Source organism: Bacillus sp. 1NLA3E (assembly GCF_000242895.2).
Classification (GTDB): domain Bacteria; phylum Bacillota; class Bacilli; order Bacillales; family Cytobacillaceae; genus Bacillus_BU.
In genome coordinates this window covers 1,328,726-1,340,780 of the sequence record NC_021171.1, presented here as the reverse complement: position 1 = coordinate 1,340,780, position 12,055 = coordinate 1,328,726, and the positions used below count along the sequence as shown (strand labels likewise).

Here is a 12,055-nt window from a genome sequence, read left to right as displayed (position 1 = left end):
TCCTGGTACTTGTTTACTCAAAAAAGTATCCTAGGAACTTTTTAACTCGTGTTGTCATTTTTTCTTCTGGTTGATGTTTTTCTGGCTTCGCTTTTGGTTGCGGCTGTTTTTGAACACGCTTTTCCTTTAACTCATGAACCTGTGAATGATCATGTTGTCTGCCTTTTAATTTAGAATTTTTATAGGCAAATTGGATTAGACCAACAGAAGTAGCATATTGCGGTTCACGAACACCGATATAGTCAGGGATAGCCATTCTGACACGGTTTTGGAAAACAATTTGTGCCAATTCCAATACCCCTTGCATATTGGCAACCCCACCGGTTAGCACAATCCCACCAGGTAAGTCAGAATATCCTAAGCGAATTAATTCTGCTTGGATCAAATCATATGTTTCTTCCATTCTTGCTTCAATAATATCAGATAATTCCAACTGATTAAATTGTTGATGCTGATCACTTCCGATAGTCGGAATACTAAAAACTTCTTCCTCAGAGGCGTGATCATAAAATGCGTGTCCATACTTAATTTTGATTTTTTCGGCATCCTCTGTCGACGTTCTTAGCCCCACAGATATATCTTTTGTAACATGATCCCCACCCACAGGTAGTACACTTGTTGCTTGGAGATAACCATTTTCAAACACTGCGATGGTAGTAGAACCGCCGCCAATATCAACTAATGCAACCCCAAGGCTCTTTTCATCCTTTGATAATGCAAAGGAACCTGCTGCCAAGGGCTGCAAAGTAATGTCTAAAATGTCTAACCCAGCTCGCTCCACGCACCGAAGGGTATTATGTAGTATGGTCTTTGAACCCGTGATGATTGTCCCTTCCATTTCGAGTCGAACCCCAATCATTCCCCGAGGATCTGTAATTTCATCTAATCCATCCACAATAAACTGTTTTGGGATTACATCAATGATTTCCTTTTCAGGTGGGATTGACACCACCTGAGCAGCATCAATTACTCTAGCTACATCCTCATCTGAGATTTCACGGTTTTCACTTGATACAGCTACAACTCCATGACAAGGCTGTAAGGAAACATGGTTTCCTGTTACACCGACAATGACTTGTCTAATATCCATCCCTATCATGCGCTCTGCTTGCTCAATTGCCCTTTTAATTGAACGAACGGTATCATCTATATCCACAATGGAGCCCTTACGCAAACCTTCGGACTTCACATTGCCAACACCAATAATATTCAAAGAGTCATTAACCATTTCACCAATAATAACCTTTACACTGGATGTACCGATGTCAAGACTCACATATATTTCATTGCTGTTCATTCATTGGCACCTCCTTTTTCATTATTTCTGTTATTGAACAACAACTAAAGATTGGAAAAACACATATCTTATAGAATTATTCGTCACAATTAAATTATTCCCTTTATTAAATATCAATTTTTTTCTAATTTTCCCGAGTTGTTGACCATTTTGTCAATAATATTCTACGAATTACTGCTATATTCTGAAATAGTCTTACTCCAAATGCAAAAACAGCAGCTAAATACAAGTCTACACCAAGATGTACGCCTAGAAAAGCTAAACTTGCAGCTAGTAAAATATTGAAAAAAAATCCGGACACAAATACCCTTTCATCATAAATATTTTGCAGATGTGCCCTGATTCCACCAAATAGCGTATCAAGTGCTGCTAGTACAGCGATCGATAAATAGTTAGAGTATTCATCAGGAATCCTAATATCAGTAAGCAATCCAAGTATGACCCCGACAACTAACCCCAATAAGGGGAGCCACATATTTTAACTTCCTCCTTTGTCAGAATCCACAGGTTCCATATTTCTGACGGGAATTGTATCTTGGTAAGCAGGGATCGTAATGTTTGCAGATGGATTCGCCACATCCACCCTTAAATTATCAAAACGAAATAATTCTTCTGCTGATTGTGACGCCTGCATCCGATTGTATAGCTTTTCTGCATTTTGCATGTTATCTGCTAGCACCTTGATTTCAATCGGAAAGTCCTTCAGTGAGTGTCCATCAATTTTTGTATCTTTATTGATATCCCGAACGACTGTTGTATTAATAACCCGTTGTCCAGCAACAGAAATGTTCAACGCGCCATTCATATTTAGTTCGTTAATTAACCTTTTTAGTGAATCAGGAGAAATAGTTGGAGCAGACTCACCTAACAAGATTTCCTCATACACAGGTTCAATCGTAAGAATAATTCCCGGTCCAGTCACCTCGGTAAGACCTGACTGTGTTTTTAATTCATCGAGCGTTTCTCTTAATACTTGTTCCTTACTTGTTTTACGCTCGGTTTCATATTTCGCTAATTTTTCTTCATTGGAGCGAATCTCTTGTAGGAGTTTAGATTGAATCTCCTTTTCCTTGAGGTAATCTTCTCTAAGTTGCCATGTATCACGTGTATCTCTTACAACCGGTTTCTTAACTGTTTGAAATTGGATTGCCATCATCAGTCCAATGACAATCGCAACTGCAGTAAAATTAAGAAATTTTTTGTCCACTTTTTTCACCCGGCTTTCTTCATATAATCGAGATTGTGGACGCACCACCAAAGTAAATCTATTCGTGAGGCTTATTACTTACTTCCCAAGGATAGCGTTTAATACAATGCTATCTATCTTTTCGATTTTCACAGTAATATTATCGTTAACCAATTGGTCCTTAACCCCACCCTTTAAATTCAAAGCGGAGTTTAACACATCAGGGTCTCCAATTGCGGAAATAACAAAAGGAGCTGGGTGCTGGTATCCATCTACGGTAATGACTGGTCCGTTACAAACAATATAGGAATTATATGAAAGTCTTTGACCATTGATCGCGACGGCTGACGCACCTGATATATATAATTCATTCATAGCCTTGAACACATGTTGCTCGTGAACAAGGTAATTATTAATATTTTCTTCTTTAGGGTCATAATCGCCATCGGCTAAGGTGACTTCAACGCCTTTTCCCTTTACTTTCACTTTCCCTAAATACATCCGATATTTTTCAGTGTCTTCAGCCAAGTTATAAAATACTTGAGCTTCCTTTGATAAATCCTTTTCTTTTTCGAGGACTTTTTGCTGCTTACTATTTAATTCCTTTTGCAAATCACGGTTAATCTCTTCTTGTTCAATTAGTTGGTTCCTGAGGTCTAAATTTCTTTGCCACTGCTTGTCCGATATTTTGGACTTTTCGCTTTCCATTTGTGTCCTTTGATATGAGAATGCAATCATAAAGCCCAAAACCAAAAAAACTAGGGAGAAGACAACGTGTTTACCCTTCACCTTCTTTTTCAACTTTTTCAGCTCCTTCCTGTTGAAAAGCTTTGAAGTAAGAGCCTACTTCTAGATCGATAATACCTTTGACATTTGGATTTAATTGACTGATTATGGAAGGATAATGGGACATTTTCTCTGAGAAATTTCTTAAGGTAGCAACGACCTGAAACCCGTCGTTCATATATAAAGTTACTCGATATTTATCCGTATCCTTTGGTGTGTAATGAATTTCTGAAATAGAATTGACAATTCCAACTGGCAATTGTTCAAGGCCAACTATCATTTCTTTCAATACTTTTCCCTCTTTAAAATCAATTAAGATAGGTGCATTAACCGGGATTGTACCCCGTTTCATTTTTGGTAATATTTCGCCATTTTCTAAAACTGCAGAAAAACTGCCATTATGGCCTATGTAAGCAATTCGTTTATGTTCAGTTACCTTAATTGTAACCGAATTAGGAAATTTGACTCTTATCGTCGCGGAGTTTATTTCTGGTAGTTTCTTAATCCTTGTTACAGTTCCTTTTTTATCAACTTTCCATAAATTCGTTTTTCTTGTTAGTCCACTGATTTTTTTAATTTCATCAGTAGAATAAAGTTCATTTCCCGATACTTCTATATTTTTTATATGGCTCAAAGGTGATTGAAAGTAGATTATACAGCCTATTAATAAAAAGAAAAAAAACAGTAAAATAATCAACCTCTTATTTGCTTTTCTTCTTCTTTGCTGTTTTAACTTTGGAATTCGATCCTCAAGGGAGACAACTTTCCCTTTTTCCACTTTTCTCACCTCTTAAAATCTGTCCAATTCGTCTATAAATCAAAAACAACGGCACGATAAACATGCCGTTATTTACAAAGAACATTAAAATGATCCTATTCAATTATTATAGCATATCAATGGTTTCAAACAGCATTATTTTTGTAAGTTTTTCCCGATTATTTCTACTTCTGTTTCCATTGAAACGTCATATAAATTCTTGATTTCATTCTTAATATATTGAATAAGTGATAGGACATCATGAGCGGTAGCATCACCATTATTCACTATGAAATTCCCATGCATTTCCGAAATTTTCGCTCCCCCAATAGAGTAACCCTTAAGGCCAGCGGATTCAATTAGTTTACCAGCATAATTTGGAAGGGGATTTCTAAAAATACTGCCTGCACAAGGGAAATTCCAGGGTTGTGTATGTCGCCGATAATCCTTATTTTTTATCATTTCAGCTACAATAACATCTTTATCACCTGGTTCAAGTTTAAAAACCGCTTCAACTATTATCCCAGGTCGTTTCTTTTGCAGAACGGATGTACGATACGAAAACTCCATTTCTTGATTTGATAGCCATTCGATTGTACCATCAGGAAACAAGATATGCGCCTTTGTTAATATTTTCGAAATATCTCTGTTGTGGGCTCCGGCATTCATATACACAGCACCACCGACTGAACCGGGAATTCCACCAGCAAATTCTAGTCCAGATAACCCCTTCTTGCTAATTAACGTCGCTAGGCTAATGAGGGAATAGCCCCCTCCAACCTTCACTTCATTGCCGTTTTGGACGAGATGATCTAGTCCAGAACCGAGCTTGATGACCACACCTTCAATTCCTAGATCCGACACAAGCATGTTTGAGCCTCTTCCTATCGCTCTCCATGTCACGTTATATTTACGAATCAGTTCCATTGTCTTTTGCAAATTCTCGATGGACGATGGTTCGATAAATATTTCAGCAGGTCCACCTATTTTTATTGTTGTATGGTTGGCAAGCGGTTCATTTTCTTTAACTTTGCCAAGTTGGCTTGCATACAATTCAGTAAGAAAATCGTTCATGTTTACCTCCCTTTCAATAGTTAGGTTAGGTCTATATTAGTTTATGCTTAAGGGATATTCTGGGCTACATTTTCACTTATTTTGTTATTTCTTTCATGACTTTGGATAATCTGTTAGCCGCATCAGGTATTCCGAGCTTTTTCGCTTCTGTTTTCATTTTTGCTAATTTTTGCGGTTTCAAAAGGATTTCATCAATTTTTTCAATAAGTTTTTCTGAACTTAAATCCGATTCTAATAAAAGCTCTGCAGCACCGTGATCACTTAGCGCTCTTGCATTTTTTTCCTGGTGATTATTGGTGACATATGGACTTGGAATCAAAATACTCGGAACGCCAAGTGATGTGAGTTCTGCAAGACTAGTCGCACCCGCACGAGAAACAGCTAAATCAATTCCCGCTAACACTTCAGGCATATTATGAACAAACGGTTTGATGATCACATTTTCCGGATTCCCAATCATTTCCGCTTCTTTTTTTACTTTTTCATAATGCACGTCCCCAGTTACGTACAACACTTGATAAGGCTTTCCACTTAATAATGCTAAGGAATTTAAGACCGCATCATTGATTGGGCGTGCCCCCCTGCTTCCACCAAATATTAATACAGCAGGAAGATTTTGATTTAAGCCAACTGAGTTTCTTCCACTTACACCGTCCTGGCCAAGGACTTCAGATGCACGCGGATTACCAGTTAACACCACTTTTTCTGCTGGGAAATACTGTTTTGCCTCCTCAAAGCATATAGCGACCCGATCCACATATCGACTTAAAAATTTGTTTGTTAATCCTGGAACACTGTTTTGTTCATGAATAATGGTGGGTATTCCGAGCTTTGCAGCAGCATACACTACTGGTCCGCAAACATATCCACCTGTTCCAATTACAACATCAGGTTTATACTCCTTTAGAACTTTCTTACTCTTCTGTACTCCTTTAAAGAAACGCATAATTGTTTTGAAATTTTCAATTGACAACTTACGCTTAAATCCCGTTATATGTATGGATTGAAACGGAATATTTCCCATAGGAACAAGCTTACTTTCAAGTCCTTTTTCAGTTCCAATGTATAAAAATGAAGCTTCTTTATTTTCTTTTTTTATTTCTCTAATTAAGGCCAACGCAGGATAAATATGTCCCCCGGTTCCTCCACCACTTACAACAATTTTCATTTTTCCACCTCTATTATAGAAAGGTTTTATTTATATGAAGACCATATAGAATCTCCACCACTTTCCAATTTTACTATAAAACATATGAACACTTGAATCAAAAATATACAGAAATGAAAGAAACCCTGTTTAACAGGGTTTCTTTATAGTCTTGCATACCGGCTAATATTTAACAGGACTCCAATGGCCATCAGCATCAATGTCAGCGAAGACCCACCATAACTTAGAAAAGGCAAGGTAATTCCGGTAACCGGCATTAAACCGGTAACTACGCCAACATTAATCATAACTTGAATGGCAATCATCGCAATAATCCCTACCGCTAAAAAACTACCATATAAATCAGGGGCACCTAAGGCAATTCGGATGCCTCTCCATAAAAGCAAAGCAAACAATAATAACACAAAAGATCCACCAATAAATCCAAGCTCTTCTGCTAAAATCGCAAAAATAAAATCTGTTTGCGGCTCAGGGAGATAGAAAAATTTCTGTCTACTTTGTCCAAGACCAAGACCAAATAATCCGCCGGGACCGATTGCATAAAGAGATTGAATGATTTGAAATCCACTTCCTAATGGATCCTGCCATGGATCTAGGAAGGACGTGATTCTTTTCATTCTATAAGGAGCAGAAATAATTAACGCCACAAAACCGGCTACTCCCACCATTCCTAATCCGGCGAAATGACTGACTTTTGCACCAGCAATAAAAATCATAATCACACATGTTCCGACCATTACTGTCCCTGTTCCCAAATCAGGCTGGAGCATGATCATCGCAAAAGCTGTAAAAACAAGAGCCAAAGATGGTACTAAGCCAAGCTTAAACGATGTAATTAACTTTTGTCGTTCTGAAAGAAATTTTGCTAAAAAAGCAATCATTGCCAGCTTCATAAATTCGGATGGCTGAATTGAAAAGGCACCTACACCAATCCAGCTTTGTGAACCATTTCGAACCTTTCCGATTCCAGGAATTAATACAATAACAAGCAACACAAAACAAACAATGATGATTGTCTTCGACCATGTCCTCCACGTCCAATAGTCAATGTTCATGATGAAAAACATCGCAAAAATACCGACACCCGCAAAAAGAAGCTGTCTTTTTGCAAAGAAAAATGAATCATTAAATTTAAATTCAGCCCAGATGGCACTTGCACTGTATACCATAATGAGGCCTACAGCAAGTAAAGTAAAAGTAATGATTAAGAGAATTAAATCTGGAGTAGTTTTTTTTGACGGCAATGCGACACACCTCTACAGCACAAGTTTAGAGCTTACCCTCAGCAAAACCGAAAAACGCTTGAGCGCTGTAGCTAGATAAGGACAAGCCCTTAGTTAAGCTTATGCACTGCATCTATAAAAATGTCTCCTCTTACTTCGAAAGTTTTATATTGATCCCAACTTGCGCAAGCAGGAGATAATAGAATAACATCGCCCTTTTCGGAAAGCTTGAATGCCTCAGGTACCGCTTTGTCAACATTATCGACGCGTTTAATTTCTTTTATTCCAGCAAGCCTACCTGCCTCTTCTAACTTTACCGCTGTTTGGCCAAAAGTAATCATAGCTTTTACATTCCGTAAAGATGGAATAAGCGTATCAAAGCTGTTTCCGCGATCCAATCCCCCAGCAAGCAAAATAATCGGGGCTTGAAATGCAGCGAGCGCTTTTGATGTTGCCAAAATATTTGTAGCTTTTGAGTCATTGTAAAATCGTCTACCATCCTTTTCTCCGATAAACTGTAGGCGATGTTTAACCCCTTTAAAAGTACTTAAAACATGATATATTGCTTCATTAGAAACACCGCTCAATTTGGAAGCAGCAACGGCTGATAAGATATTCTCTAAATTATGAACACCAGGTAAAACAATGTCTACAAGCTTAACCACTTGTTCGCCTTCGAACATGACCCAACCATCTCGGATAAATGCACCTGTTCCTAGATCTTTGGTTGTCGAGAAAAAGATCACGTTTGCTTTTGATTTATCCGCAATCTCAACAAGTTCTATTTGATCATGATTAACAATTAGATAGTCATCTTTTGTTTGATTCTTGGTGATGCTAGCTTTCGCATCTCGATATTCCTGTTTAGACTCATGATAATCAAGATGTGCATCATACAGATTAGTCAAAATAGCAATCTTTGGTCTAAATGTATCAATACCCATTAGCTGAAACGACGATAACTCGATGACAATGGTATTATCTGCCTTTGCTACTTCAGCAACACCAGAAGCAACTGTTCCGATATTACCGGCAATCAGCGGCTGTTTATCATCAGCAGCAAGCATCTCGTAAATAAGAGTTGTTGTCGTGGTTTTCCCATTAGTTCCAGTAATACCAATAAAAGGTGCCTCGGAAATTTGATAGGCAAGCTCCACTTCAGTAATGACAGGTATTTCTCTGTCCAAAGCTCCGATAATTAGCGGGTTTCGATAAGGAATTCCTGGATTTTTTACAATCAATTCGAACCCCTCATCTAAAAGCTCAATCGGATGATCCCCACAAACCACCTTTATTCCTTGCTCTAACAGTCCTTGACCTTCTGGATTTTCTGATAATGGTTTTTTATCATTTACAGTAACAAATGCACCTAGCTTATGTAGTAATGAGGCGGCACTAACCCCACTTTTTGCTAACCCTAAAACTAAGACCTTTTTATGACGATATTGTTCGATTTTTCTCATTTATAACCACACCTCGACATAGATTCCTAGTATTGCAAACAGTAAACCGACTGCCCAAAAGGTTACGACTACGCGCCACTCCGACCAACCAACTAATTCATAGTGGTGGTGCAACGGACTCATTCGAAAAATTCGTTTTCCCGTTGTTTTAAATGATGCGACTTGTAAAATGACGGAAAGGGTCTCTATTACAAACACTCCGCCGATTATAACCAAAATGATTTCAAGCTTGGTCAAAATAGCAATGGTGGCAATTGCTCCCCCTAACGCTAAAGAGCCAGTATCCCCCATAAATACCTTTGCCGGATGGGCGTTAAAAACCAAGAACCCTAACACTGCACCCACAACAGCCACAGAAAAAATGGCAATTTCAAACTGGGATTGATTCCAAGCTAACACGGCAAACGCTCCAAACGCAATTGCTGCCGTTCCCGAAACTAACCCATCCAAGCCATCAGTTAAATTGACAGCATTCGAAAATCCAACCAACCAAAATATTACAACAAAAACAAACATCCAACCCAAATCTATTGAGTGTTTTAAGAACGGAATGCTTATTTCAGTAGAAAACTCATTCTGTTTAAAAACAATATAAAAAATGACGGCAACAATAATTTGTCCAAATAGCTTTTGTTTTGACGTCAATCCAAGATTACGCTTCAACACAACCTTGATGAAGTCATCTAAAAAACCTAATAACCCGAAACCAAATGTGACAAACAATAAAAGATAGGTCTTTACAGTCGGCTCGGCAAACTTCCCTGTCATGACTAGCGTCGTTACAATAATCGAAAGTAAAATCATGACCCCACCCATAGTTGGGGTACCTGTTTTCTTTTGGTGTGATTTCGGACCTTCTTCACGAATGCTCTGTCCAAATTTCAACCTTCTTAAGAAGGGAATAAAGATTGGAGAAAGTAGAACTGTGATTAAAAAACCCATAATAATAGTAAAAAATATAACTTGCTCCAGCATTTTTATCCCCTCCTTAACCCTTCTAGCTTTTGTACAAGTGGAACAATCTGATGCAGAATATCAGACTTATCATATGTTTTCACTTTTTCATTAAGAAGCTCAAAATCTGAAATATGAAAATTAGTCACTTGTTTTACTTCTTCTTCTTGTGTAATCATTTCTAGATATAATTCCAACATGTTTTTTACGTCTTCCTTTATGTTCTTAGTAAGAAAAATTGGAAAGTGATTAGGTGTAAAGGCCGGAATCCCTCGATCTTCTTCCCAAACAGCGGCTACAGCTCCATTGTTGATAGCCATCATTAATTCGGCACTGTTATTCCATAGCGGAATAAACAGGCCATGTGGTTGTTTTACAGCTCCAGTCAATGCGATTGTAGAAAAAAGTAGTTCTGAATCTTTTATTCCTAAAGAATTCGGCATAATTTGCGCAAGTAAGCTATAGCCTAAATACATCCTTGTCGCCCCTTTATCGCCTCTTTTGCAACAATTCTATCATCAAAGTCAAGAATTTCATGACCAATTTGCTGGTACGTTTCATGCCCTTTTCCAGCAATTAAGATCACATCTCCAGGCTCCGCTACATTGATCGCATTTATTATTGCGGCTTTGCGATCAACAATAACCTGATAGGTTTCTCCGCTTACTCCCGCTTCCATTTCCTTCAATATTTCTTTTGGATCCTCACTGCGAGGATTATCTGAAGTGAAAATGGGATCAGTTGCATATGTACAAGCAATTTTGGCCATTAATGGACGCTTCGTCCGGTCACGGTCGCCACCACATCCCACCACAACAAAAATTCTTTTTTTCGCAAACTGTTGTACTGTTTTCAACACATTTTCTAGGCTATCTGGTGTGTGTGCATAGTCCACAATGACTGGAAAAGATTGTCCAGCATCAACAAGTTCAAATCTTCCGGAAACCCCCTTAACCTCTTCGATTGAAGTGATAATTTGTTTGATAGGAACCCCATAAACAAGGGCGACACCTATACTGGCAAGAACATTATAGACACTAAATTTTCCGATCAGTTGAATCGATAACTTTTCTGTTCCCATTGGTGTAATCAAATCAAATTTTGTTCCACCTGCATTCATCGAAATATTGATCGCACGTAAGTCAGCGTTATGATCGATGCCATAAGTGAGAATATGAGCGGCAGTTGATTTTGTATAAACTTTAGTTGCCTCATCATCTACATTTAATACAGCAAATTTAGGTGTTTGTTGAAGGAAGGCATTGCCTAGCTGGGAGAATAATAATCCTTTAGCCCTTTTATACTCTTCCATTGTTTGGTGATAATCAAGGTGATCCTGAGTTAGGTTGGTGAAAACGGCGGTATTATAGTCACAACCATGAACTCTTCCCATATCTAACGCATGTGAAGACACCTCCATCACCGCTACTTCAACTTGTTCATCCACCATTTTCTTAAATGTTTTTTGAAGAGTTAAGCTTTCTGGCGTCGTATTTTTCGTTTCAAAGATTGTTTCACCAATCTTTGTATACATTGTTCCAATCAGTCCGGTTTTTTTTCCCATATCCGCAAAAATCTTTTCGATTAGATGACTGGTAGTTGTTTTACCATTAGTGCCCGTAATCCCAATCAAATGAAGCTTTTGGGTCGGGTGATCATAAAAAGCATCAGCAAGTACAGCCATAGCCCTAGTCGTATTTTTCACGATTATTACTGGGACTTCAAGCTCAAGGTTTCTTTCAGCTAATACGGCTACTGCACCGTTTTCCACAGCTGCAGCGGCGAAATCATGACCATCCACTGTATAACCTTTTACACAAATAAATAGGCTTCCTTGTTGAACCTTCCGATTGTCATTTTCTATTGATGTAATTTCAACATCAGCGAAAGGAACAGATCCAACCGGATGTAAGGATGCAAGTAGCGTATGTAAATTCATTTTATGAATCAATCCTCTCATTGGGTGAACCTCGTGCTACAAAATTTCCCCACTTTTCCTAATTACCCCATTAATTTATCCATAGGGCAAGGTTAAACAATATTGCGGTTTATATTTTACATCATTACGGGAAATTAAGCCACGACCACATTATATATTTTTGAAGTTTTCTAGCCTTTTTTCCACGGCAAAGGGGACGGCGAAATCA

The 12,055-nt window shown here is 38.2% G+C and carries 12 protein-coding genes; all 12 read right to left on the bottom strand.

The genetic code is table 11. The features are described from left to right. Window positions 1–13: 13 nt before the first annotated feature. A complete protein-coding gene (gene ftsA, locus B1NLA3E_RS06555; RefSeq protein WP_015593052.1) occupies window positions 14–1,297 on the bottom strand; it encodes a cell division protein FtsA in 1,284 nt (427 codons plus the stop codon). Between the two features lie 124 nt (window positions 1,298–1,421). Then, on the bottom strand, window positions 1,422–1,772 hold the full coding sequence (locus tag B1NLA3E_RS06550) for a small basic family protein (protein ID WP_015593051.1): 351 nt from the start codon (window positions 1,770–1,772) through the stop codon (window positions 1,422–1,424). 3 nt (window positions 1,773–1,775) lie between these two features. Next, entirely contained in the window at window positions 1,776–2,504 is a 729-nt protein-coding gene (locus tag B1NLA3E_RS06545) for a DUF881 domain-containing protein (protein ID WP_015593050.1), read from the bottom strand. Window positions 2,505–2,582: 78 nt separating this feature from the next. Next, window positions 2,583–3,284 (bottom strand): DUF881 domain-containing protein, encoded by a 702-nt coding sequence (locus B1NLA3E_RS06540; protein WP_442852651.1) that lies wholly within the window; start codon window positions 3,282–3,284, stop codon window positions 2,583–2,585. Next, entirely contained in the window at window positions 3,262–4,047 is a 786-nt protein-coding gene (locus B1NLA3E_RS06535; RefSeq protein ID WP_015593048.1) for a cell division protein FtsQ/DivIB, read from the bottom strand. The genes B1NLA3E_RS06540 and B1NLA3E_RS06535 overlap by 23 nt, the downstream gene beginning before the upstream one ends. A gap of 135 nt (window positions 4,048–4,182) precedes the next feature. After that, the gene (murB, locus tag B1NLA3E_RS06530; RefSeq protein ID WP_015593047.1) at window positions 4,183–5,100 is read right to left on the bottom strand and encodes a UDP-N-acetylmuramate dehydrogenase; all 918 of its coding nucleotides are present in this window, start codon (window positions 5,098–5,100) and stop codon (window positions 4,183–4,185) included. A gap of 76 nt (window positions 5,101–5,176) precedes the next feature. Further along, window positions 5,177–6,268: an undecaprenyldiphospho-muramoylpentapeptide beta-N-acetylglucosaminyltransferase gene (gene murG, locus B1NLA3E_RS06525; protein ID WP_015593046.1), complete on the bottom strand. Its 1,092-nt coding sequence runs from the start codon at window positions 6,266–6,268 to the stop codon at window positions 5,177–5,179. 143 nt (window positions 6,269–6,411) lie between these two features. Then, window positions 6,412–7,512: a stage V sporulation protein E gene (gene spoVE / locus B1NLA3E_RS06520; RefSeq protein WP_015593045.1), complete on the bottom strand. Its 1,101-nt coding sequence runs from the start codon at window positions 7,510–7,512 to the stop codon at window positions 6,412–6,414. 89 nt (window positions 7,513–7,601) lie between these two features. Further along, the gene (gene murD / locus B1NLA3E_RS06515; protein ID WP_015593044.1) at window positions 7,602–8,954 is read right to left on the bottom strand and encodes a UDP-N-acetylmuramoyl-L-alanine--D-glutamate ligase; all 1,353 of its coding nucleotides are present in this window, start codon (window positions 8,952–8,954) and stop codon (window positions 7,602–7,604) included. Beyond that, window positions 8,955–9,929 carry a phospho-N-acetylmuramoyl-pentapeptide-transferase gene (gene mraY, locus B1NLA3E_RS06510; RefSeq protein ID WP_015593043.1) on the bottom strand — a complete coding sequence of 325 codons (975 nt, stop codon included), beginning with the start codon at window positions 9,927–9,929 and terminating at the stop codon, window positions 8,955–8,957. A gap of 2 nt (window positions 9,930–9,931) precedes the next feature. Beyond that, window positions 9,932–10,384 (bottom strand): hypothetical protein, encoded by a 453-nt coding sequence (locus tag B1NLA3E_RS06505; RefSeq protein ID WP_015593042.1) that lies wholly within the window; start codon window positions 10,382–10,384, stop codon window positions 9,932–9,934. After that, a complete protein-coding gene (locus tag B1NLA3E_RS06500; protein WP_015593041.1) occupies window positions 10,375–11,847 on the bottom strand; it encodes a UDP-N-acetylmuramoyl-L-alanyl-D-glutamate--2,6-diaminopimelate ligase in 1,473 nt (490 codons plus the stop codon). Before B1NLA3E_RS06500 ends, B1NLA3E_RS06505 begins: the two co-directional genes overlap by 10 nt. Between the last annotated feature and the right edge of the window lie 208 nt (window positions 11,848–12,055).

What these genes read in the sequence shown, in the direction of transcription:
- murB (WP_015593047.1), bottom strand. Translation starts at nt 5,100, where the DNA reads ATGAACGATTTTCTTACTGAATTGTATGCAAGCCAACTTGGCAAAGTT.
- murG (WP_015593046.1), bottom strand. Translation starts at nt 6,268, where the DNA reads ATGAAAATTGTTGTAAGTGGTGGAGGAACCGGGGGACATATTTATCCT.
- B1NLA3E_RS06550 (WP_015593051.1), bottom strand. Translation starts at nt 1,772, where the DNA reads ATGTGGCTCCCCTTATTGGGGTTAGTTGTCGGGGTCATACTTGGATTG.
- mraY (WP_015593043.1), bottom strand. Translation starts at nt 9,929, where the DNA reads ATGCTGGAGCAAGTTATATTTTTTACTATTATTATGGGTTTTTTAATC.
- B1NLA3E_RS06505 (WP_015593042.1), bottom strand. Translation starts at nt 10,384, where the DNA reads ATGTATTTAGGCTATAGCTTACTTGCGCAAATTATGCCGAATTCTTTA.
- B1NLA3E_RS06500 (WP_015593041.1), bottom strand. Translation starts at nt 11,847, where the DNA reads ATGAATTTACATACGCTACTTGCATCCTTACATCCGGTTGGATCTGTT.
- murD (WP_015593044.1), bottom strand. Translation starts at nt 8,954, where the DNA reads ATGAGAAAAATCGAACAATATCGTCATAAAAAGGTCTTAGTTTTAGGG.
- ftsA (WP_015593052.1), bottom strand. Translation starts at nt 1,297, where the DNA reads ATGAACAGCAATGAAATATATGTGAGTCTTGACATCGGTACATCCAGT.